The sequence below is a fragment of the Apibacter muscae genome (assembly GCF_007845595.1).
GTDB classification, from domain to species: domain Bacteria; phylum Bacteroidota; class Bacteroidia; order Flavobacteriales; family Weeksellaceae; genus Apibacter; species Apibacter muscae.
Genome location: NZ_SELI01000018.1, coordinates 123,131 through 147,003 on the forward strand (window position 1 = coordinate 123,131; position 23,873 = coordinate 147,003).

General features: G+C 30.6%; 26 protein-coding genes. 16 read left to right on the forward strand and 10 right to left on the reverse strand.

What is annotated here, in order from left to right:
- Position 1 precedes the first annotated feature (1 nt).
- From ETU10_RS05925 to ETU10_RS06000, 16 genes are all read left to right on the forward strand, one after another.
- Entirely contained in the window at positions 2 to 277 is a 276-nt protein-coding gene (locus ETU10_RS05925) for a DUF6755 family protein (protein WP_146310629.1), read from the forward strand.
- Positions 270 to 1,253: a GTP 3',8-cyclase MoaA gene (gene moaA / locus ETU10_RS05930; protein ID WP_146310631.1), complete on the forward strand. Its 984-nt coding sequence runs from the start codon at positions 270 to 272 to the stop codon at positions 1,251 to 1,253. The genes ETU10_RS05925 and moaA overlap by 8 nt, the downstream gene beginning before the upstream one ends.
- 39 nt (positions 1,254 to 1,292) lie before the next feature.
- Positions 1,293 to 2,480 (forward strand): molybdopterin molybdotransferase MoeA, encoded by a 1,188-nt coding sequence (locus ETU10_RS05935; protein ID WP_146310633.1) that lies wholly within the window; start codon positions 1,293 to 1,295, stop codon positions 2,478 to 2,480.
- Positions 2,468 to 2,794 (forward strand): winged helix-turn-helix domain-containing protein, encoded by a 327-nt coding sequence (locus ETU10_RS05940; protein WP_146310635.1) that lies wholly within the window; start codon positions 2,468 to 2,470, stop codon positions 2,792 to 2,794. The genes ETU10_RS05935 and ETU10_RS05940 overlap by 13 nt, the downstream gene beginning before the upstream one ends.
- The gene (gene mobA / locus ETU10_RS05945) at positions 2,784 to 3,359 is read left to right on the forward strand and encodes a molybdenum cofactor guanylyltransferase (protein ID WP_146310637.1); all 576 of its coding nucleotides are present in this window, start codon (positions 2,784 to 2,786) and stop codon (positions 3,357 to 3,359) included. The genes ETU10_RS05940 and mobA overlap by 11 nt, the downstream gene beginning before the upstream one ends.
- The gene (locus ETU10_RS05950; protein WP_146310639.1) at positions 3,349 to 3,579 is read left to right on the forward strand and encodes a MoaD/ThiS family protein; all 231 of its coding nucleotides are present in this window, start codon (positions 3,349 to 3,351) and stop codon (positions 3,577 to 3,579) included. The genes mobA and ETU10_RS05950 overlap by 11 nt, the downstream gene beginning before the upstream one ends.
- Before the next feature lie 23 nt (positions 3,580 to 3,602).
- A complete protein-coding gene (locus ETU10_RS05955) occupies positions 3,603 to 4,685 on the forward strand; it encodes a HesA/MoeB/ThiF family protein (RefSeq protein ID WP_146310641.1) in 1,083 nt (360 codons plus the stop codon).
- A 13-nt stretch (positions 4,686 to 4,698) separates the two neighbouring features.
- Complete coding sequence (locus ETU10_RS05960) at positions 4,699 to 5,148, forward strand: molybdenum cofactor biosynthesis protein MoaE (RefSeq protein ID WP_146310643.1); 450 nt, start codon at positions 4,699 to 4,701, stop codon at positions 5,146 to 5,148.
- A gap of 1 nt (position 5,149) precedes the next feature.
- Positions 5,150 to 5,845, forward strand: coding sequence for an MOSC domain-containing protein (locus ETU10_RS05965; RefSeq protein WP_146310645.1), 696 nt, complete (start codon positions 5,150 to 5,152; stop codon positions 5,843 to 5,845).
- Positions 5,846 to 5,853: 8 nt separating this feature from the next.
- Positions 5,854 to 6,762 (forward strand): bifunctional molybdenum cofactor biosynthesis protein MoaC/MoaB, encoded by a 909-nt coding sequence (moaCB, locus tag ETU10_RS05970; protein ID WP_146310647.1) that lies wholly within the window; start codon positions 5,854 to 5,856, stop codon positions 6,760 to 6,762.
- 16 nt (positions 6,763 to 6,778) lie between these two features.
- Positions 6,779 to 7,543 carry a molybdate ABC transporter substrate-binding protein gene (gene modA / locus ETU10_RS05975; RefSeq protein WP_146310649.1) on the forward strand — a complete coding sequence of 255 codons (765 nt, stop codon included), beginning with the start codon at positions 6,779 to 6,781 and terminating at the stop codon, positions 7,541 to 7,543.
- A gap of 4 nt (positions 7,544 to 7,547) precedes the next feature.
- Complete coding sequence (gene modB, locus ETU10_RS05980) at positions 7,548 to 8,225, forward strand: molybdate ABC transporter permease subunit (RefSeq protein WP_146310651.1); 678 nt, start codon at positions 7,548 to 7,550, stop codon at positions 8,223 to 8,225.
- Positions 8,226 to 8,233: 8 nt separating this feature from the next.
- On the forward strand, positions 8,234 to 8,887 hold the full coding sequence (locus ETU10_RS05985) for an ABC transporter ATP-binding protein (protein ID WP_146310653.1): 654 nt from the start codon (positions 8,234 to 8,236) through the stop codon (positions 8,885 to 8,887).
- A 176-nt stretch (positions 8,888 to 9,063) separates the two neighbouring features.
- A complete protein-coding gene (locus ETU10_RS05990) occupies positions 9,064 to 12,156 on the forward strand; it encodes a UvrD-helicase domain-containing protein (protein WP_146310655.1) in 3,093 nt (1,030 codons plus the stop codon).
- 11 nt (positions 12,157 to 12,167) lie between these two features.
- Positions 12,168 to 12,542 carry a ribosomal maturation YjgA family protein gene (locus tag ETU10_RS05995; protein ID WP_146261815.1) on the forward strand — a complete coding sequence of 125 codons (375 nt, stop codon included), beginning with the start codon at positions 12,168 to 12,170 and terminating at the stop codon, positions 12,540 to 12,542.
- A 1-nt stretch (position 12,543) separates the two neighbouring features.
- Positions 12,544 to 12,906, forward strand: coding sequence for a YraN family protein (locus tag ETU10_RS06000; protein ID WP_146310657.1), 363 nt, complete (start codon positions 12,544 to 12,546; stop codon positions 12,904 to 12,906).
- Here ETU10_RS06000 and ETU10_RS06005 read toward each other — a convergent pair.
- Genes ETU10_RS06005 through ETU10_RS06050 form a run of 10 tightly spaced genes read right to left on the reverse strand, consistent with a single transcriptional unit; the run spans position 12,901 to position 23,869 of the window.
- Entirely contained in the window at positions 12,901 to 13,596 is a 696-nt protein-coding gene (locus ETU10_RS06005) for a tRNA1(Val) (adenine(37)-N6)-methyltransferase (RefSeq protein ID WP_185145063.1), read from the reverse strand. The genes ETU10_RS06000 and ETU10_RS06005 overlap by 6 nt on opposite strands.
- A complete protein-coding gene (locus tag ETU10_RS06010; RefSeq protein ID WP_146310661.1) occupies positions 13,589 to 15,022 on the reverse strand; it encodes a sensor histidine kinase in 1,434 nt (477 codons plus the stop codon). Before ETU10_RS06010 ends, ETU10_RS06005 begins: the two co-directional genes overlap by 8 nt.
- A gap of 45 nt (positions 15,023 to 15,067) precedes the next feature.
- A complete protein-coding gene (locus ETU10_RS06015) occupies positions 15,068 to 16,405 on the reverse strand; it encodes a hypothetical protein (RefSeq protein WP_146310663.1) in 1,338 nt (445 codons plus the stop codon).
- 20 nt (positions 16,406 to 16,425) lie between these two features.
- Positions 16,426 to 17,598, reverse strand: coding sequence for an ABC transporter ATP-binding protein (locus tag ETU10_RS06020; protein WP_221410371.1), 1,173 nt, complete (start codon positions 17,596 to 17,598; stop codon positions 16,426 to 16,428).
- A gap of 12 nt (positions 17,599 to 17,610) precedes the next feature.
- Positions 17,611 to 18,945, reverse strand: coding sequence for a DUF58 domain-containing protein (locus ETU10_RS06025; RefSeq protein ID WP_146310665.1), 1,335 nt, complete (start codon positions 18,943 to 18,945; stop codon positions 17,611 to 17,613).
- Between the two features lie 2 nt (positions 18,946 to 18,947).
- Positions 18,948 to 19,931, reverse strand: coding sequence for an AAA family ATPase (locus ETU10_RS06030; RefSeq protein ID WP_146310667.1), 984 nt, complete (start codon positions 19,929 to 19,931; stop codon positions 18,948 to 18,950).
- Positions 19,932 to 19,937: 6 nt separating this feature from the next.
- Complete coding sequence (locus ETU10_RS06035; protein WP_146310669.1) at positions 19,938 to 21,134, reverse strand: DUF4350 domain-containing protein; 1,197 nt, start codon at positions 21,132 to 21,134, stop codon at positions 19,938 to 19,940.
- Between the two features lie 30 nt (positions 21,135 to 21,164).
- Positions 21,165 to 21,950, reverse strand: coding sequence for a hypothetical protein (locus ETU10_RS06040; protein WP_146310671.1), 786 nt, complete (start codon positions 21,948 to 21,950; stop codon positions 21,165 to 21,167).
- Positions 21,934 to 22,911, reverse strand: a complete 978-nt coding sequence (locus tag ETU10_RS06045; protein WP_146310673.1) for a glycerophosphoryl diester phosphodiesterase membrane domain-containing protein — start codon at positions 22,909 to 22,911, stop codon at positions 21,934 to 21,936. Before ETU10_RS06045 ends, ETU10_RS06040 begins: the two co-directional genes overlap by 17 nt.
- Positions 22,889 to 23,869, reverse strand: a complete 981-nt coding sequence (locus ETU10_RS06050) for a stage II sporulation protein M (protein ID WP_146310676.1) — start codon at positions 23,867 to 23,869, stop codon at positions 22,889 to 22,891. Before ETU10_RS06050 ends, ETU10_RS06045 begins: the two co-directional genes overlap by 23 nt.
- Between the last annotated feature and the right edge of the window lie 4 nt (positions 23,870 to 23,873).

Sequence of the window (23,873 nt, forward strand, 5' to 3'; positions counted from 1 at the left end):
GATGAAAAAAAAACACAAGGTAAACAATCCCGTAAATCCAAGCAGAATGAATACCCTAACTTCTGCAATAATTGTAATTTTTATCCTTATATTAGCCCTTCAAATCTGGTTAATGTATGGAGCTTTAAATAATGCTTTAGATGGGAACCATGGATTTGCATGGGCTACTTTTATAGCCTCTTTATTTTTATTTATATCCAGTTTATTTTTACTTAAATATTTACCGGCTTCAATAAAAAATAAAGAAAATAAAAAGTCAGACAATCAATATGAATAATTTAACGGATACATTCGGAAGAAAACATAGTTATCTAAGAATATCACTTACCGATAGCTGTAATTTTCGATGTATCTATTGTATGCCTGAAGAAAATATACATTGTTTACCCTCCAAGGAACAATTGCAGGCAGATGAAATTTTTGAAATATCCAAAATCTTCGTTGATTATGGAGTGAATAAAATTCGCCTTACCGGTGGAGAACCTTTGGTAAGGCATGATTTTGCTACCATTGTTGAAAAAATTTCTCAGTTACCCGTCCAAATTGCTTTAACCACCAATGGAGTATTGTTAGACAAATATGAAAGCGTATTAAAAGATACAAATGTTCTAACCATAAATGTTAGTTTAGATAGCTTAAATCCAGAAATTTTTTTCAAGCTAACTAAGCGTGATGCATTTCATAAAGTATGGAGAAATTTACTTACTTTTATAGAGAATGGTTTTCATATAAAACTGAATGTAGTAGTAATGAAAGGGATTAACGAAATAGAAGTCAATGATTTTGTTAATCTAACCATGAAGTATCCAATAGAAGTTAGATTTATTGAATTTATGCCTTTTGATGGCAATCATTGGAATAAAAAAAACGTAGTATCCATGTCTGAAATGTTAAGCAGTATTGCCGAAAAGCATAGATTTAATAAAATCCAAGATCAAGTTTTTGATACTACAAAAAAATACAAGTTGGAAGGAGCCAAAGGTACTTTTGCTTTTATAACCACAGTAAGCCAACCCTTTTGTGAAGGTTGTAATCGAATGAGATTAACTTCCGACGGTAAAATGAAAAATTGCCTTTTTGGAAAAGAAGAGTTTGATCTTTTGGGTGCTTATAGAAATAAGCAAGACATTAAACCCCTTATAGAAAAATGCATTTACAAAAAACATGAGAAAGTAGGAGGACAGCTAAATCAACTCAAAGAATTTGATCCTGATCAGTTAATTAATCGAAGTATGATTAAAATAGGAGGATAATTTTTTATTTATCGTTATGACAAATTTGACCTATTGAAAATGAATTTTATTACCGTTTCCCAAGCAAAAGATATTGTTAAAAGCGAAATATATGAAGGTTCTATGGTTAAAAAAAACTTAGAAGAAGCATTGTATCATTATACAGCGGAAGATATTTATGCTCCTTTAGATGTGCCTTCATTTGACAATTCAGCCATGGATGGATATGCATTTAACTATGAACAATATAAAGAGAAAATTCCACTAAAAATTAGTTATACCATTCAAGCAGGAGCGACAGATCTACCCATATTAAAAAAGGGAGAAGTAGCTCGTATATATACCGGTGCACCGATCCCTAAAGGAGTAGATACCGTAGTAATGCAGGAAAAAATCAAGGAAAATTTAGGAGAACTTCAAATACAAGATTCTAAAATATTCCAAGGAATGAATGTGAGGCTGAAAGCTTCACAAACTAAAAAAGGAGATTTACTCGTACCTAAAAACACATTTATAAATTCTGGGATTATAGGCTTTCTTGCTGGATTTGGTTTTACACAGCTACCCGTATATGCATTTCCTAAAGTAGGGCTTATAGTTACAGGAAATGAATTGGTTGAAGCAGGAAAACCCTTGCAACAGGGGCAGATTTATGAAAGTAATTCTCAGGCTCTAAAAGCCCTGTTACAAGATATAAACATTCAACCTCATAAAATAGTTAAAGTTCTAGACGATAAAGATTCAACGATTGAAACCATTCAAGATTTTTGGGAAGAAGTAGATATATTGATAATGACTGGAGGTATATCAGTAGGAGATTACGATTTTGTAAAAGAAGCTTTAGAAATTAGTGGAGTAGAAAAACTATTTTACAAAATACAACAGAAACCAGGGAAACCCATATTCTTTGGAAAAAAGAAGAATAAATATGTTTTTGCACTACCGGGAAATCCAGCATCCGTATTAATTAATTTTTATCAGTATGTTCGTCCATTTCTAGAGGGCATTCAAGGAAATTTAAATTTCAATAAATCTAAAAGAACGGCAAGATTAGCAACTGCCTATAAGAAAGAAAATACTCTTACTTTGTTTTTAAAGGCTATATATAAGCAAGGGAAAGTTTGTCTATTGCCAACACAAGAATCTTATAAAATGGATGCTTTTACGAAAGCCAATTGCTTAGTAGAACTTCATGGAGATCCCCGATTAATAGAAGAAAGTGAAGAAGTAACCCTATGGAAGATTTAAGAATTGAAGGACATATTTGGTTGGAAACCCCTAAAGGACTTAAAATTGGTAGAGGTAGAGCATTATTGTTGGAATTTATAGAAAAAACAGGTTCAATAGCAGCGGCAGCACGCAGTACAAATATATCTTATAGGAAAGCTTGGGGCATGGTACAAGAAATGAATCAGTTTGCACCCTTGCCTTTAGTAATTAAGAATGTAGGAGGTAGAGAAGGAGGAGGAACTTTTTTAACAAAGGAAGGAAAAAGTTTATTGGTAAAATTTAGAAAAATTAACCAAGAATTTAATCAATTTAAAGATAAAAATGCAAATTAATGCAGTCATTTTAGCTGGAGGAAGAAGCTCTAGAATGGGGGAAGATAAAGGTTTAAAACCTTTATGTAATAAACCATTAATTGCCTATACAATTCAGGTATTGTCACATTTTTTTACTAGCATTTATATTAATACTAACAATTTAATGTACGAATCCTTGGGATTGCCTTTAATCCCAGATATGGAGACTAATCATGGTCCAATGGGTGGAATTTATGCGTCTTTAACTAAATTTAAGGCTGATACTTTTTTTATCAGTTGTGATATGCCCTTAATTTCAACTGAAGTTATTGGCATACTTATTAAGAGCCATCAAAAAGGACAAACCACAATAGCTACTTACAATCAAAGATTAATTCCAGTATTGGGCATTTATTCGCCAGGCTTACTTTCCATATTAGAACAAAAAAATAAGCAAAGAGAACTAAAAATGAAAACATTTTTAGAAGAAGTCAGTTGTAATTGTATTGAATTGAATGAAATAATCTCGGAGAATAGATTTGTGAATGTAAATACCCCTGAAGAATTTAAATATGTAGAAAAAATACTTAAACATGAAGATTAAAATTTTTGGAAAACTTACAGATATATTTAAAACAGAAGAATATCATTTAGATAAAGAAGAAACTTTTGTTATAGAATTAAGAAATCAACTGGAGAAAAAATTTCCGCAATTAAAAACCTCCACTTATTTAATTGTGATAAACGAAGAAATTAAACAAGATTCTGATACGATTCCAGAAAACGCAGAAATAGCTTTGCTACCTCCTTACTCAGGAGGATAAAAATTCTTAGATCAAAAATTGAGATGGATTTACAACGTTATAATAGACAAATCATTCTCCCGAATTTTGGAGAGAAAGCACAAAAAAAATTATGGAATGCTAGCGTTTTAGTTGTCGGAGCTGGAGGGTTGGGTTGCCCCGTATTGCAGTACTTGGCTACAGCTGGCGTGGGTACTTTAGGGGTTGTGGATTATGATAAAGTAGAAGAATCTAATTTACATAGGCAAATTTTGTTTGAAGAATCAGACATAGATCTACTAAAAGCAGAAGTAGCTAAAGATAAGCTTGAAAAGTTAAATTCCAATCTAAAAGTAAAGGCTTATCCACATCCATTAACTTTAGAAAATGTATTTTCAATCATTGATTCCTACGATATTGTCGTAGATTGTACAGATAATTTTTCTATCCGTTACTTGTTAAGTGATGTTTGTTATCTACAAAAGAAACCCTTAGTTTATGGAGCAATTTACCAATACCAAGGTCAGGTAGCGGTTTTTAATGTAGAAAAAGAAGACAGGATGACCAATTACAGAGATCTTTTTCCACTTCCTCCTCAACCAGACGAAATTCCAAATTGTAATGAAGCCGGAGTTATAGGGACCTTGTCGGGCATGGTCGGTACGACGCAAGCCAATGAAGTAATAAAATTGATTACCGGTATAGGAGATGTATTAATTCATAAATTATTACTTATTAATATGTTGGATTATCATACCTCCATTATTAAATACCCAAAATCAAAACTCAATACTTCTCCCCAAACCCAAGAGGAACTAAAACCAGAAAATTATTCAGAAACTTGTAAATTAGTGCAAGATACGGATGTAAAAAGCTTGAGAGAATTGGAAGATTTACTTAAAAATGATCAAGCGCTATTGATAGATGTTCGAAACGAGGATGAAATGCCCAGAATTCAATTGAAAAAATGCAAATCCATCCCTTTAGAGCGGTTAAAAAATAAATTTCAAGAACTTGAAAAATACGAACGGATAATATTTATTTGCCAATCAGGGATTAGAAGTCAAAAAGCACTTGAAATAACACAAGCCCAATATCCTGATAAAAAAATACAACAAGTTAGCGGAGGAATAAAAACTATATTATAATTAATAGATTCCCATGAATGATAAAAAAAATAGAAAAATAAATCCTTTTATAGACGGAGCGATTCCTCCGGAATTTATTTCAGAGAGCATCCGTAAACATAGTGCCAAAACCAATATAGGAGGACACAGCCTTTTTTTAGGACAAGTAAGAGAAGATAAAAAGGGAGATACAGAAGTTGAAGCCATCCATTTTACAGCCTATAAAGAAATGGCCATAAATAAATTAGCGATTCTAAGAGAAGAAATATTTACCAAGCATGAACTGGTTTGTATGCATGTGTATCACAGCTTAGGGAAAGTGAAAAAAGGGGAAATTTGTTTATTTGTGTTTACCTCCTCCAAGCATAGAAAAACAGCAATGGAAGCTTGTGAGGAATTGGTAGAAAGAATAAAGAAAGAATTACCCATTTGGGGAAAGGAAATATATAACAACCAATCCTATCACTGGAAAGAAAATAAGTAACATGGATCTGCCCATTATACAATCTTTGCATATAGGAAAAGAAGCATCCTTAGCCGGCACTAATTTTTTAAGTGCTATAAATAAATCAAGAATAGAAGGAAAATGCTTAGTTACTAAAATAGGTTTAAAAAATGATGAACAAGCCGATAAAATAAATCATGGTGGCTTAGAAAAAGCGATCCATCAATATGCTTTTGAAAATTATAATTATTGGAAAGAAAAATTACCCGAATGCGCAATTTTAGATAATGCAGGAGCCTTTGGAGAAAACATATCCTCTTTAGGAATGGATGAACATACTGTAAGAATTGGAGATCAATACAAATTAGGAACCTGCATATTAGAAGTTAGCCAGGCACGCCAACCTTGTTGGAAATTAAATTATCGGTTTAACCATGCTGAAATGTCCGAAGAAGTTCAGAATTCCCTAAAAACCGGTTGGTATTATCGTGTAATAAAAGAAGGAGAAATAGAGGAAGGAAATAAATTTGAGTTAATAAGTCGCCCCTTTCCGGATTATCCTCTTCAACGGTTATTGAATCTCTTATATAAAGATGCTCTTAATTTCAAAGAATTAGAATTAGCTATAAAAATAAAACCTTTGGCGGATAGTTGGAAAAAACTATTTTTCAAGAGAATAGAAACAAAAAATATAGAAAATTGGCAAAACAGACTATTAGGTGCCACAAATAAATAAAAACAAAAATGGTAAATATAACCTCAAAAAATAACAGCTTGCGCAAAGCTATCGCACAAGCAGAAGTGAAAGTAAGTAGAATAGAAACCATTCAAGCAATACAAGAAAACAAAGTACCCAAAGGCAATGTGTTTGAAATGGCAAAAACTGCCGGTTTATTTGCCGCTAAAAAAACCAGTGATGTAATTCCAGATTGTCATCCTTTACCTATAGAGTACACATCTATATCTTTTGAAATTAAAAACTTAACCATTTACATTACAACAGAAATTCATACCATTTATAAAACCGGGGTAGAAGTAGAAGCCATGCATGCTTCGTCAGTAGTTGCACTTACAATGTATGATATGTTAAAACCGGTGGATAAAAATATAGAAATACAAAATATAAGATTAGTGGAGAAGAAAGGAGGAAAGAGCGATAGAAAAGAGACATTTAATCCACCTTTAACCGCTTCAGTTATTGTTTGTTCCGATAGTATTTCCCAAGGTAAAAAAGAAGATAGAGCAGGGAAGGTAATAATAGAAAAATTAGAAAATTGTGAGGTTGAAATATCCGATTATATCATTATACCTGATGAAGTAACCGAAATTCAAAATCAGATTAAAAAATATACGGAGCAAGAAATAAATATGGTTTTGATTACCGGAGGTACGGGATTGTCTCAACGAGATGTAACCCCGGAGGCGGTTAAACCCTTACTTGAAAAAGAAATACCAGGGGTAGCGGAAACCATGAGAGCTTACGGACAAGATAGAACTCCCCTAGCCATGCTATCCAGAAGCGTTGCCGGGTTAATTCAAGAAACATTGGTTGTTACGCTTCCCGGATCTACCAACGGAGCCAAAGAATCAATGGAAGCATTATTCCCAACTCTTTTACATCTATTTAAAATTAGAAAAGGAGGTCAACACTAATCCTATTTATATATCTATGAAGATTAAAATTATTCTATTCATATCTGCAATTCTAACTATAATTTCATGTAGTCCTAAAGAGCAGAAAGTAACCATTGCAGCCGCCGCCAATTTAAGGTATGTATTGGATGAAATTAAAGAGCAGTATACCAAAGAAAATCCAGAAGTACAATTGCAAATGATTTATGGATCTTCGGGGACTTTAACTCAACAAATTTTAAATGGAGCCCCTTATAATTTATTTTTATCTGCAGATACCAAATTTCCTGAAAGTATAGTAAAAAAAGGAATGGCAGAGGGTTTACCTATAAATTATTGTTACGGAAGGTTAGCGATGTGGAGTTCCTCTATAGAGGTCAGTAAAGGTTTATCCATTCTAACCTCTCCACAAGTAAAAAAAATAGCCGTTGCAAATCCTTCTCAAGCCCCTTACGGAGAAACCGCTGTAAATCTCTTAAAGAAATTTAACCTTTATAATCAAATAGAAAATAAAATAGTTTGGGGAGAAAACATCAATCAAACCGCGCAATTTGCTTCGTCTGGCAATGCAGAAGTAGGATTTATTGCCCTCTCTTTAGCCTTAGCGCCACAAATGAAAGAAAAAGGACAGTACTATGTACTACCAGAAAATCAAGCATTACCGATTGCTCAAGCTGCGGTATTAATTAAAGGTCAGGAAAATAATAAACAAGCACAAACTTTTCTAAACTACATCGTAAGCCCTAAATGCTCTTCCCTATGGGAGAAGTACGGATATGGACTAGCCATAAAAAAACAATAAATAATTGAATTCAGACTTTTTAAATACTTTATTTCTAACAGGGAAATTAGCCATTTCAACGACTCTAATATTACTTATTATTGCCTTACCGATAGGTTATTGGCTTACGTATAGTAAATTTAAATTTAAAGCACCTATAGAAGCTTTCATTTGTATGCCTATGGTACTACCTCCTACCGTTATGGGGTATTACTTACTGGTTGCTTTTAGCCCGGAAAATATTTTAGGAAGCTTTCTGGATCAATATTTAAATACACGTTGGGCGTTTTCTTTTCAGGGAATCTTAATTGCAAGTATCCTTGCCGGATTACCTTTTATGGTACAACCCATTCAAAATGGTTTTAGTTCCTTGCCTAAAAGTTACAAAGAAGCCTCTTACACCTTGGGTAAATCTTCTTGGGTGACCTTTTACAAGGTTCTAGTACCCAATATAAAATCCTCTATTATCACCGGTGTAGCACTCACCTTTGCCCATTGCATAGGGGAATTTGGTATAGTTTTAATGGTGGGAGGGAATATTCCGGGACAAACCCGCATAGCTTCCATAGCAATCTATGATGAAGTACAAGCCCTAAACTACCCAGCCGCTCATCAATATTCCTTGGTACTTTTTATAATCTCTTTTTTTCTATTGGTATTGATTTATAGTATAAACAAAAATTTTAAAATGAATACCTTATAACCCCAACCATGATTCAAATTAACCTAGAATACTCTTTTTTAACCCCCAACGGTAAAAAAAATCTTAGTATAAATACAGAGATTCCTGAAAAAGAAATCATAGGTCTATCTGGACCCTCAGGCGCAGGCAAAACTACATTTTTACGTATTCTAGCCGGATTGGAAACTCCGGAGAGGGGGAAAATAAAAGTTGGGAAACAAGTTTTTTTTGATTCAGAAAAAAAAATGAATGTACCACCACAAAAAAGGAAACTGGGTTTTATGTTTCAAGATTATGCCCTTTTTCCCAATATGAACGTAGAACAAAACATAGATTTTGGCAGAAGCCATAAACATAACCCGGAGTTGACTCATCGGCTCTTAAAAATCATGGACTTGCAAAACTTGCGCAAGCAAAGAATTCACCAACTCTCCGGAGGACAAAAGCAAAGAGTAGCCTTAGCGCGGGTGTTAGCTACAGAATCTTCATTATTACTTTTAGATGAGCCCTTATCCGCCTTAGACCTTCCCATGCGTACAAAATTACAAGAGGAAATACTTAAAATTTACGAAAGCTTACAACCTACTATCTTTTTTGTGAGCCACGATAAAGATGAAATTCATAAGCTAGCGACCTATATACTACAGTTTAATAATGATAAGGTAGAATTATTAAAAAAATAAATATCAAGAAATTGGTAGAGTGAGCTGTGAAAAAATAATAAAATAAATCTATGTAAAAAATAATTTATATTTTTTGAGATTGATGAGGTTAACTTTATAGTTAAAATTTTTTATTAGTTCAAATTCTAAGCCCAAACAATTTAATTACTTTTGTTTTAGCCAGTGAAAAAACACTTATGGAAACAAACTATACAATATACAATGCATCTGCTGGAGCAGGGAAAACTTTTACATTGGTAAAGAAGTTTGTTACCATACTATTAAAAGATGAAAATTTAGACACGGTAAGATCGGTTTTAGCCGTAACTTTTACCAATAAGGCGGCTAACGAAATGAAAGTGAGGATTCTTAACTGGTTAAAGGAATTTTCTGATAAAACAAAATACAAAGAAAATATTGTTTTAAAATTAATTTCTGAGGAGTTAGGGATAAGCCTGGAAATTTTAAATCAAAGAGCTTACAAGACACTTTCTTACTTATTGCATCATTATTCGTTACTAAGCGTAAGCACTATAGATAAATTCAATCTTCGATTGATGAAATCTTTTACTAAAGAACTAGGTCTCTCATATTCTTTCTCTGTTGAACTAGATGCTTCCGAGTACTTAAAACAGTCCATAGATGAATTAGTCTACCAATTGGGTACAGAGAATCCCTTTGCAGAAGTAATTTTAAACTATATATTTTGGAAGTTTGAAAATGAGTCAACCACAGATATCCGAAAAGAGCTATTAAGCTCTTCCCAAAATTTTCTTAAGGAAATGCATTTGGAGAATTTAGAATCGGTAACTCAAAAAGATTTTGAAGATTTTAAAAAACTCAATCAAATACTGGTAAAAAGAATAAAAAGCAATCATGATGAAGTAATAAATATTGCTAAGAAAATTGTTGTTTTAATACAAACCCATGGTTTGGAAGCTTCTGATTTTTACCAAGGAAAAAATGGAATGGGAGCCGCTTTTTATAAAATAGCTTTAGAAGGGAATATATTTCTAAATTTTGAATCTGCTAACTATAAAAAATTTTGTGAGGAAGAGAAATATGCAAAAGCGAAATCCCCTAAAGAGGATGATATTAAGCTTATAGCTCCAGAAATGATAAAGGCTTTTAATCAAATAAAACAGCTGGTTAATAGAATTAAAATTGATGAATCCGTTCGAAAAAATCTAATTACCCTAGAATTACAATCTGAAATTACAGGCTTTTTAGACCAAAAAAAAGAGGAGAACGATGTGGTATTTCTTTCAGATGTAAACAAGTTAATCAGCAGGCATTTAAAAGAGGAGCCAGTGGCATTTATTTATGAAAAACTTGGAGGAAGATACAACCACTATTTTATTGATGAATTTCAGGATACTTCTCAATTGCAATGGGATAATTTTTTGCCCTTAATTGAAAATGCAAAAGTATCCGATGGAACATCAATCACCTTAGTAGGAGATCCGAAACAAGCCATTTATAGATTTAGATCAGGCAAACCTGAAATTTTAATTGATCTTATATCATCCGCCGAAGAAAAAAACATACAAATTGAAAATTTACAGAATAATTATAGAAGCTTACCCAATGTGGTAGATTTTAACAATCAATACTATCAATTTTTAGCGAATACAGAGATTTCAAATCCCGATTACAAAGATTTATTTGGAAATAAATTGCAACAGATATCTTTTCAAAAAGAAGGAGGTAGGGTTCAAGTATCCTTTGTACCCCCCCAAGAAGAAGAGAATGATTTTATGTCAGAAAGAGTGGTGGAAATTATAGAGGAATCTTTAAGTAATGGCTTTGCCTTTCAAGATATTGTAATACTAGTAAGAAATAAGAACCATAGCTACTCAATCGTAGAAAAAATAATTGAAAAAGGTTATCCCATACTTACAGAAGAAGCCCTTCTAGTTGCTTCATCTCCAGCAATACAAGCAATCATATATGCCTTTCGCTGGATTGAAAAACCCGAGGATAAAGTGCCTTTAATACGAATGCTATATCAGCTATATAAGTTAGATAAAATAAAAATACAAGATTTTACGGAAGAAATTTTAAAACTTCAAAATCTAAGTTTCACAGAGATACTTAAATTCTTGAGCGAAGAATTCAACCTACAAATACATAATAAGCAATCCAACAATTTAAGTTTTTATGATTTTGCAGAAGAATTTATTAATTCTTTAAACTTCGGAAGTAAAGAAGACTTATACATATCGGCATTGTTGGATATGATATTACAATTAGAAAAAAATTCTGTCTTAAGTTTATCAGAATTTTTAGAACATTGGGAAATAAAAAGTAAAGGATTATCCATTAGATTCCCAGAACATAGAAATGCTATCCAGATTATGACTATACATAAATCCAAGGGATTAGAATTTCCTCTAGTTATTTATCCACGTTATGAAAAAAGAAAGTCGAATAGTGAAGAATATTGGTTTCCTTTAGAGGAAGATTTGTACGAAGGTTTTGATAAATACTACACCTCAAGTAAATCCAGTTTAGATGAAACAAACGAAGAAATTAAACAAGTAATAGATAAACAGGAATTTGAAAAAAAGATTGATGAATTGTGCATAGAATACGTAGCAACCACTAGAGCCGTTCAACAATTATTTTTATTAATTGAGCAGAAATCTGAAAAATCTATAAGTTCCATTTCTAGTTTTTTAGCCAACCAAGGACATGAAGCGAAGGGAGTTATTGAGTTATATCCTAACACTCAATTTACAAATTTTAAACCTGAGGGTAAAGCTAATCCAATAGAAGATAAAATGATTCAGTGGTATTCTGAGGGTTGGAATAAAAAATTAAAAGTAAGCTCAGAGATTCACAAATTCTATAAAGAAGAGAATAAAGAAATACAATACGGCAATACCATACATGCAATATTAGCAGAAATAGAATCTTTAGACGATTTACCTTCGATTTTAAAAAAATATATTTATAAAGGAGTATTAGAAATCCAGGATTTGCCAATTGTTAAGGATCTAATTACTAATCTTGTTACTCATAAATATTTAAAAATCTTTTTTAGTGAGGGTGTTAGAATATATAAAGAACAAGAAATACTTTGGGAGGATAAATTCTATCGACCGGATCGATTGGTTGAATTGAATGGTGAGTTTCATATATTAGATTTTAAAACAGGACAAAAGCTATCTAGACATAAAAAGCAAATCGAATCCTACGAAAATGCATTGCTATCCATGGGGAAAAGAATTAATAGTAAACAATTAATATATTTGTTAAACTCAGAAATAGAGATTATAAAATTATAAATACGGGCACTATGAAATTTACATTTAGTTTACGAGCTTTTCTCCTTTTTTTATTTTTTCTATTAATAGAGATTGTAATTGGTATTTATGTAAAAGATTCATTTATTCGTCCCTATGGTGGAGATTTTTTAGTTGTATTTCTAGTATTTTATGCATTTAAAACCTTCTTGCCAACTAAAACTTTACCGTTGATAATAGCAACATTATTACTGGCTTATCTGGTAGAGTTCACTCAATATTTAAGACTGGCAGATGTTCTAGATATAAAGAATAAGGTGGTAAGAATTATTTTAGGAACTTCATTCAGTTGGGAAGATATGATTGCTTATACGTTCGGATGTATTTGTTGCTATTTCATAGAAAAGAAAATTTTTAAACAAAAATAAATTGGCTATACACAATGACTTTGGTAAAGAAGCAGAGAAAGAAGCTCAGAAATATCTTAGAAATAAAGGGTATTCTATTTTAGAAACCAATTGGAGGTTTCATCGGGCAGAAATAGATATCATAGCCCTATATTGTTCTGATTTGGTTATTGTGGAAGTTAAAGCGAGATCTGGAAATTATTTAATAAATCCAGAAGAAGCAGTCAACGATTATAAAAAGAAATTATTAATTGAAGCAGCCAATCATTATGCAGAAAATTATCCTGAAGAAATCAATGTAAGGTTTGATATTATTTCACTTATTAAAAAAGAGAATCATTGGCAAGTAAATCATATAGAAGATGCTTTTGAGGCAATTTTATAAATAGAAATCGGCGGTTAATTTCTTGTATTGCGAAGACCATTCCCTCGGACTTTCTTCTATATAAATACTATCTGTTAAAATTTCTTTTTTATTTAAAGAAAACTCAATAAAAATTCTTTTAATTTTTCCATTTCTAATTCCAGAAATATAAACCAATCGTTCAGGATAAAAATTATTTTTTTCAGCTTTGCTTAGAACTTCTTTCTCACTTTCAGTAGGGAATATTAACCCTAGTTTACCATCTTTATCTATAATTTCTTTTGCTTTAGCAAATAGTAAATCATAAGAAAATTTAATTTGCTGCCTAGCTACAGGGTGTTTTTGATGCAATTGCTTAGAAGCTTTAAAAAATGGAGGATTACAAATAATATAATCAAAGAGAAAATCTGAAAAATAATTATTTAAATCCTCATGAATCACTCTAATATTTTTGGAAAAAGAAGACTCAGAACAGTTTTTTTTAGCTAGGGAAGCAGCTTCTTCTTCTGAATCGATTGCAGTTATAGCAATAGAAGGATTTCTTTGTGCTGAAATTAAGGATAATAGGCCCGTACCAGTACCAATATCCAGCAAACGAGTAGCCTTATCAATATTTGCCAAGCAACCTAGTAAAACGCTATCGGTACCCACTTTAAAAACAGAATTTTCCTGTTTTATAGTAAACTTTCTAAATTGAAAATGATTATTCACCTTTGGGTATTTCAAATTTAAATACACTTCCTACTCCTTCTTCAGAGGTAAAATTGATGGAACCGTTGTACTCTTCAATTATTTTTTTAATAATGGCTAAACCCAGCCCACTTCCACTAGATTTCGTAGAAAACTGAGGAGTGAAAATTTTAGATTGAATTTCATTAGGAATTCCAGTTCCATTATCAATGACTAAAAAGTATACGTTATGATTGTCTTGGGTTATTCGTACAATAATTTCTGGCGTACGATTTTCCGGGATTGCTTGAAAAGCATTTTTTACCAGATTGGTAAGTATGCGATTTAATAAGTTTGGATCAAAGTTTAGTATAATATTTTCTTCAGAAACTATATCAATATATTGAGAAGGAAAAATTTCTAATGAATTTTTTGCGATTTCGTAAACATTTATTTTTTCATCTTTTTTAATAGACATTTTCGCAAAATCTGAAAAAGCTTCTGCTATGGAAGCAATGGTATCTATTTGTGTAATCAATGAACGAGTTAATTTATTTAGCTTATCCTTAATCTCAGGATCTTCAGGGTTAAATCTTAGTTGAAAACTTTGAATTTCTAATCTCATCGGGGTCAACGGATTCTTAATTTCATGAGCGACTTGTCTGGCCATTTGTTGCCAAGCATTGTCTTTCTCAGATTTAATAAGAGCATCGGTTTGTTCTTTAAACTTTACAAGCATTATATTATAAGCCTTAACCAACGGGCTAATTTCATCAATGTAATTATAAAGTATAGGGCGATTGTTGGTTAGCGCTCCAGTATCGCTAAGTCTTTGGGCTAGATCTTTAATTTTTCGTGTTAACGTTTGAGAGAAGAACCACGAAAATACGCCACTTACCACCAATACAATTAACATAATTACTAAATATCGATACAATAAAGTATGGAAATCCTTCTTTAAGAAAAATTCATCATGTAAAAAAGGAAAATTTATGATGGCAATAGGCTCATAATTATTATTATAAATATAGCGGTAGATAGTAGCATAGTTTTCTCCGGTAAGTGGGGATTTCTTATTTATCTTTATACGATCATTGTTTATGCTAAGACTTTTTAAATATTCTTTAGGAATAAATTTTGAGGAGGCATCAGGGATTTTATTACCTAAAAGAAAATTTCCGTTTAAGGAATAAAAATTAATATCAAGATTATTAATGTCTGAAATTTCATAAATTTTATTCCCAATTTTATCTTTTACTTCACTGGATGCCGTATTTTTTTTAGATAGTAAATAGTCAAAAGTTTCTACAATCAGCTGTTCTTTTCTTTCAAGTTTCTTATTATTGTATTCTCTAGCAATTCTTACATATTGGTAAAACGTTATCAATCCCATAGCAAACATACTACTAACGACAACCAGTATTATAACCAAGAAAATACGAAGAGAAAGTGGAAACCTTTTATACATAAAAATATATAATAGATGTTTACAAATAATATAATTGATAATTTATTATTCTTCTGGCAATGATTTCCATACTTTTATTTGTTTTACAAAAAAGAACAGGACTACTATACTTAAAATTAAATTTAACCATAAAAATTTATCTAAATTTTCACTAAAGTAGGAGTATATACAAGAACTAGACCTATTTTCAATGGGAGATAAATTTTTACACCAATTCATGAAAATTATAAATATTATATAGGGTACAAAGGGGAAAATCCACAGGACTAAATTTAAGGAGATAGAGGAAAATCCTTTAGTTTTATTTTTACCTAATATTTTACTTTCAAGATGTAGGAAAAGAATTAAAAAAGTTAGAAGCCAGAAATAAGTATATAAATTTTGAGAGGTATAGCCAAAAGATATAAAATCTAGAATTGCCATAAAGATGCCGCTGGTAAAAATCAACAATCCTAATATAATAAATGAGGTGATCCAAGCCTTTGCATGAGTAACTCGAATAGAAAAAATAATAAGAGAGAATACCAATGCAATATAAAACGTGATTAATACAAACTTTAAAACAGGTTCTAAAGAATTATAGGCCTCAAAAATATTATGGTATACATGGTTGAAATAATAATAATTATCTTTATAATTATCTAGTTTTAAATAAGAATCTAAAATATATTCGGGTGGATGATAATAAAATTTTATCCAGGTGTCAGTAGTTAAATTAGTCTTTAAATGGTGTTTTTTATGAAGATCTAAAAATGAATTTAGGGTACTTTTAATACTGTCTTTATTTTCCTTGATTAGCCATTCATGCACCTGATGGCTATATATTGAATCTTTACGGGTATATTGGTAATTTTTTAAGGATAATAAGGAATTAGGGAAAATACCACTTTCAATATCGTTGTAATCATTCAAATATACATTAGGGATTAAATAATTAATTTTCACTAATAAATCTAAGGTTTTATTAGTTTCTTCTAATGATGCATAGCTTCTAGTTTTGGTTAAGGATCCTTGATAAAAGGAAAAGCAATATAGGAAAGCGCCTATAATTATAAAATAAGATAAGATCCATTCCTTGAATAAAGAAAAGGAGGTTCTAGGATATAAAGATTTAAATCCGTTATTTTTTAAATAAAAGGCTAGCCAAACTATGAGGGTGAGAAAAGAAGAAAGTATAGCAATACCATATAAAGGAAAGTTTGGCTCATTGTAATGATCATAAGGAAATCTAGTATAGTTATTAAAGGTAAATTTTGTAGAAAAATAACCTAAGAAAAAGAAGAGTATATTAAAAATAACTATAAGAATAAGTATAGGAACTAATTTAAGATTCCAAAGTAATGGATGATTTACCAATAAATTAGATTGTAATTTTTTTAACATAATTAAATTTTAGTAGTAGTTTAAACAAAAAAACGACGGGTAGAGTTAGAAATATCTCGTAAATATTTAATAGGAATGTTATTTTCTATAATAAGCTGTAAAAAATGATTCATAGTTACAGTTTTAGGGAAATATCCCAAAAAAGATCCGCCGTTGAATTGTAATTTAGTGATTTCTAAGGCAGAAAATATTGGATATAATTTTTCATATTGCCATTCAGTTTCAAATTCAATTATGAATTCATGGTGGGTTGAATTTTCAGAATTTATTTTAGATTGAGTATATTTTTTTTCTCCATTTTTCAAGAAAACTACCTGATCTGCTGCTTTTTCAACTTCATACAATTGTTGTGAACTTAGAATAATACCTAAAGGTCTGAATGGAGATTTAGCTATGGATTTAAAATCATTCAAAACAGTTTGTTGAGCATTGATATCTAAATTTGCCAATGGTTCATCAATTAATAATAATTTAGGTTTACGTAAAAGCATTCGTGCAAGTTCGAAACGCATTTTATAACCGGAAGATAAGTTTTTCCATTGCAAATTTTGGTAATTTCTTAGTCCCAGTCTACTTAAAACAAGCTCAACCAAAAGCAAGTTTTCTTCGCCTTTAATTCCATAAGAGGCAGCCGCAAAACGCAATTGATCGAGGATAGCTCCCTGCCAAGAAGTATATCTTTGAGGTATGTAAACCAAGCGGCTTCTTAAATCATAATTATTTTGGTAATGAAAGTGATAATTAATCTCACCGTCTGTTGGAAGTAGTTCTCCACATAGAGCTCTAAGTAAAGTAGTTTTTCCATTGCCATTTTCACCTACCAACCCTATTATTTCTCCTTCTTTAAGTTGAAATGAAATAGGACCTAAGGCAAACGAAGACTTGCTATAAGCTTTTTTTAAATTTTTTATTTCTAATAAGTCAGTGGAAGGAACTATAGGTTTTTTTACTAGAAAAGTATATAGCTGATGAAGGAATAAGCTATATTTTTCCCTTTTACCATCTAAATTGGATTCATTGTAATCGTTCCAAGCCAGAAGATCATGAGCTTCCCTGTAAAAGCTAATTTCTTCGGTGTCTAACGTTAAGTCAATGATTCTTTTTAAAGCAAGAGGAAAATCTTCAAATTGAATAAAATTTGCAATTTCTTTGTATTGATTTTCAAATGAGCTTATATCAGTAGTTATTTTCATAGTAAGTAGTCTTTAAATAGTACCGCGTGCCTTTAATTCCAAATATTTGTTAATGGTATTAATGGTAAGTTTTTCAGGTTCTGTAAGAATAGACTGTATCCCATTCTTTTTTAATTCTTTAACAATTAATTCCTTATCAAAAGCAAATTTTTCAGCAATAACTTTTTGGTAAATCTCTCTGGTATTTTTTACAGGTTGATTGATCAATTTTTTTAATTCAACATTTTTAAAAAATATAACAATCAATAAATGATTCTTAGCAATCGCTTTTAGATAAGGAAGCTGTCGTTGCATGGAATCCATATTTTCAAAGTTTGTAAATAAAAGGATTAAACTTCTTTGGTTAATAGTTCTCTTAATATTTCCATACAATCTACCAAAATCGCTTTCAGCAAAATCAGTCCTTATATTGTACAAAGTATTTAAGATAAGCTCCATTTGAGATTTTCTCCTTTCAGCAATAATTTTATTTTCAATTTTTCTTGAAAATGTAAACAGTCCCGCTTTGTCATTTTTTTGCAAGGCTACATTGGAAATCACTAAACTTGCGTTGATGGAGTAGTCAAGAAGAGAAAGACCATTGAAAGGCATTAACATAACTCTGCCTTTGTCAATCACAGAGTAAACCGGTTGTGAGCGTTCATCCTGAAATTGATTAATCATCAACTGATTTCGTTTAGCTGTTGCTTTCCAGTTGATATTTCTAATATCATCACCATAAACGTAATCCCTGATTTGTTCAAATTCCATGGTATTACCAACCTTACGTATTTTTTTAACCCCATATTCATGTAAACGGTTGGTGAAAGCCAATAAGTCGTATTTTTGAAGCTGTAGAAAGGAAGGATATACGGCTATGTCTTTGCCTTCTTCAAAAATATATCTTTTTTTTACAAGTCCCAGTATGCTTTCTGCATATACATTTAATTTTCCAAATTTATAAACTCCACGTTTCGTAGGATGAATTTGGTACGTATATTCTTTACACTCGCCTTTTTTTAACTTTACTTTGAATAAGAAATTTCTTATTTGAAATTGAATTGGAATCTCATCAATGACTGATAATGAAACATGAAAGTTGTACAAATTCTCAAAAGTGATATGTACAGGATTATCATCCCCATTACTAAATTTTTCAGGCAATAAACGATTGGCTCGAATACCATTTTTTACAAGATACAATAAAAACATATCTGCAATAATTGCTAAAAAATATAGTAAGAAAAGATATTTAACTAGAATAAACAAAGGTTCTATAAAATTAGCTAAAATAAAAGCTAATACAAATCCTAATAATATTAGAAATAATCGTTGGGTAAGATATAAAGATTTAAAAAATTTTAACACAACTATCTAGGTATTTCAATTCCGTCAATAATTTGCTTTATCACTAAAGTAGGTGTTAGACCTTCCATTTCTCTTTCCGGAGTTAGTATAATTCTATGTTTGAGTACCGATGGGGCAAGATATTTTACATCGTCCGGAGTAACAAAATCTTTTCCTTGTAAGGCTGCATAGGATTTACAAGTATTTAAAATTGAAATAGAAGCCCTAGGGGATGCTCCTAAATAAAGATTGGCATTGTTCCTAGTGGAAGTTACTACTTTGGCGATGTAATTAATGATAGAGTCCTCAACATGCACTTTTTTCACTAAATTTTGAAAATTAATAATATCCTCAGCAGAAATTACCGCTTGCACTAAATCAGTTTCATTTTCTGATTCAATTTGATTGTGATTTTTTAAAATATTAATTTCTTCTTCCAATTTGGGGTAATCAATTTCAATTTTAAATAAAAATCGATCCAATTGAGCTTCCGGTAACCGATAAGTACCTTCTTGTTCTACTGGATTTTGTGTTGCTATAATGGTAAAAGGACGAGGGAAAAAATAAGTTTGGCTATCTACAGTAATCTGCCTCTCTGCCATTACTTCAAATAACGCAGATTGAGTCTTGGCTGGTGCACGATTAATTTCATCGATTAATACAATATTTGAAAAAATTGGACCTCTTCTAAATTCAAAATTTGTCGTTTTTTCATTGTATATTGAGGAACCGATAACGTCTGAGGGCATTAAGTCAGGAGTAAATTGTATTCTACTAAAAGGTGCAGAAATACATTTGGCAATAAGTTTGGCAAGAACTGTTTTTGCTACTCCAGGAACACCTTCCAGTAGTAAATGTCCATCCGCCAATATGGCTGTAAGAATCAAGTCTATAGCTTCTTCTTGACCAACAATAATCTTTTTTAATTCGGCTCGAATTTTATCTGCTGAAATTTTTAATAAGGACAAGTCAATCCTGTTTGTGTATTGAAATTTATCGTTTTCCATGTAGGGTTAAATTTTAGTATAAAATAAGTCAATAGTTTGATTAATTAGTTTTAAATCATTTTCCGTGGATGATTTTGAATCTCTGTTTTTTTGAATGAGCGATACAATTTTATCAGTAATCTCTTTAGAAACTCCAGATTTTGTATGAAGTTTTTCAGAAAAATTCTCATCAATAAATGCGGTGTTTAAAAAATATTTTTCTTTAACAAAATATAAGAAATAAGTAATTTTTTTATTAATAATATCTTGATGTTCTCTTTGGTTGAAATATATATTTCCTATGGTTTTAGTAAACTCCACAGTAGTATTTTTTAAAGGATTTACAATAGGAATAATTCGCTGAAGCCTTTTTCCTAAAAATAAAACATAGATGATAGATCCTAGAATTAGAACTCTCCAAGCCCAAGTTAAAGCAGGAGAAGAAAAAATATACATAAGAATTCCCTTCTGTACGGAATTTATAGATTTATTTTGTTCGTCCCAAAGAATATTTTTTTTGTCAATATAATTAAGTGAATGTATGGCGTAGGTATAAGTATCATCATTCAATAGATAATAATTTGTAAAGGCTTCTGGGAGTAGATGGATATAGAAATTACCTTCTCCATATTTAGTTTTAATAAAATTAGCCTTTCTATTTCCTGATTGGGTCAACTCCCCTAAAATTACCGATTTGGTAGTATCAATTTTAGAGAAATAGGTCAATGGGTTTACCTTATTATAGGTGTATTCTTGTTTTTCAAAGCTAGGGTTAACCAGTCTTAACTTTACTCGATCCTTTAAACGGTTAGAATTGTAAATAATATCAGTTTCTACATTAAGTTGTTTTTCTAACTCTTCAGGTAGATGATTGGAAATAATAAAAACATCTCCACCAACATTAACAAAATCATTTAAGTATTCTAAATCTGTCTCAGAGATTGTAGAATTTTTATTAAGAAAAAAATATAAAGAATTAGAATCATAGGTTTCTTCGTTTTCAAATAAATAGGCTGAAGGCGTTTCAGAAATAGAGGTTACTATTTTTTGTGGAAAAAGTTTGCTAAATTCCTGAAAAAGCAAATAAGTACCTAAAGGAATTTTATCTTTAGAAGAATATGTTTCCGTCCAGTCCACAGGCTTAGGCTTTTGGTATTCTAAATACATCAGCCCACCAATAACGATAATAAAAATGCCTATATAGATCTTTAAATGTTTATTCAAGAGAGTAAGTTTATAATTTAGATATCATTTTTATAATTTAGATATCATTTGTTGAAGTTCTAAAAATTTACTTTTCGCAAGTAAAAAATCCGATTCCTTTGGAGAATAATCCCCATACCAAGAATAATCAAAAGTTTTAGAAGTTGATTGAAATAAATTTTTTAAATCATAATTTTTAATCTCATAAAAATAGTCATAATTGGTTTTATTCCTATGGTACTCAATTACCTTCTTATTCGCCATTAATTTTAAAATTCTTAAATAATAAAAACGTATAGCTAACCGATAATTTTTATCTGATACCGCTTGGTATATTAGTTGATCAAAGTCTACAGTATCAATGTTTTTCTCAACTTCTTCAGCGGATAGAATATCTTCATCATTTCTACCAATAGTTTTTCTAAATTTCTTGATTAGAAATAGGAGTCCTACGATAAGTAGAATTCCAAGCAATAATATGAGTATAAAGTTCAAAAGATTTCTATCACTTACTTGATTCTGCTCTGTATTAAAGTTGAAAAGTTTTTTAATAAAATTAAATATTTTTTGAACGATCCAATCAAAATATTTGGATAAAAAATTAGAGTCAGAATCAGAATCTTTTTGAGGGATTTCATAAATGAAATCTTTTCCAGTATAGATGTTAGAGGGTTTTTCCGGAAGATTATTTACAGGACTTATTTTACTTTGATCGTATAGAATAGAATCAGTTATAGCTTGTAATTTCTTAGTAGGGAATAATAAAAATAATACTACTGTAATTTGTACAAATCTATTAGATAAATTAGTTGTTCGTATTTTAAACCTCTGCCTCATACACTCCAATTTTATCCAATTCTTTATAAGTATTATAGCCTTGTCTTTTTTCTTTCGTACTATAATAAAAAAAACATGTGCCTACATATTTTAAAGAATACATAAGAAATCCAAAAGCGCCTCCCAAACCTATTAATAAACTGCTTAGAACCGTTGTATTATCCGACGGGTCATTATCATTAATTATTCCTAAAATTGAGCTTATGTACAATAGAATAGTGCCTGGTAGCTTAAACAAGGAAGAAATCATTGAAGTTATAATACCAAAAATTAAACAGAATAAAAAGGTTTCCCAAAAAATATTTTTAGTGAAGTTGAAACTATTTTTAATTGAATCCCAAACACCCTTATCCTCTAGAATTATAAACAGAGGGCTAAATAAGATCTTTATATATAGATAAAAAATGAGAAATGTAAATATAATATAAAGCAAGATGGTTACAATTATTCCTAATTTCCACAACATTAAGGGGATAAGGCAAATTAAATTTCCTATAATTATTGTTAGAATCAATAAAACATTGTAAAATAAAATTTTTGGAAAATATTTTTTAGAAGTTTTCCAAACAGAAGAAGGGGTTATTTCAGACACGTTTTGATATAATTTTATATAACTAAAACTGACAATAGAAATAAACATGGAAAGAAGCAACGCACCAATATATGTTAAAGAAAGATAAGAAAATGATCTTATTAACCCCGAATTTTGAATTTCTAAAATAAAATTATGAAAATTTAAATTCTCAAATCCTTCTGTGTTATTCAAAGATAATGTAGAAGAAAAGTAATCGTTAAAATATAAGTATGAAGTTAAACCATAAATAAGTATAGGAATAAAGCAAATATAAAATAGGCTTATGGATAGTGATTTTAAATTTAGCCATGCAAACCGAAAAGAATCGGTAATAATTTTGCTTAATGAGCGATTCTCAACAAAATCAAATTTTTGGATTGAATTCATGATTGTCAAATTTTTTTCTTAGTAGTCTAGGATAAATTATATAATAAAAAATAATAATTACTAAAGATACAACAATAATGCTTATGGCTACAGGCAATGGCATCAAAGTGTAGCGAGTTACAAAACTTTCTAAAAAACCGGCACAAACAAAGAAGGGCAGAGTGCTAAAAGTAATTTTTAATCCGTCTTTAAACCCCTTTTGAACAGACTGTAAGCGGGTGTAAGTTTTAGGGAATAATATACTATTGCCCAAAATTAATCCGGCAGCACCACAAACAATAATTACAAAAATTTCAAAGACTCCATGTACCCATATAATAGAGTTAGCTCTTAACCCAACGCCGTATTGAAGGAGAAATCCATCAAAGGTTCCAACCATAATACCGTTTTGAAATAATACGTAAATTGTAAAAATTGGCGTAAAAATTCCACCCAGAAAGGAAATGAAACCAACTCTAATATTGTTAGTAGTAATAGTTAAAAACATAGTCCATGCAGAAGTTTGATGATAAACTGCCATAGGATCTCCTATTTTAATATTTTTGATCGTCATATCAACATAGCCATTTCCCAAAATTACACGTGCGAAATCTAAATCTTTATAAACAGAAAATAATCCAATTGCGGCAGACAATAAAAAAATAATCAAAGACAATAAAAACTCTTTTTGGTAAGAACTAAAGAGTAAAGGAAGTTCATACTTCCAAAAAGTGATTATGCGACTAGATTTTTCCTTTTTATTTTTATAAATATAGAAATGAGCCTTTCTAGCTAAATCGTTTAAATATATTGTTGTATTGCTTTTAGAATAGTAGGTTTTGGAATAGCTTAAATCATTGATAATTTGCAAGTACAAATCAGCTAATTCATCCGGACGAAGTTTTTTTTTGCTCTTTAAAGCATTTTCAAAATTGCTCCATTGTAGTTTGTTTTTATTTATAAAAGCAGCTTCTCTCATTAAA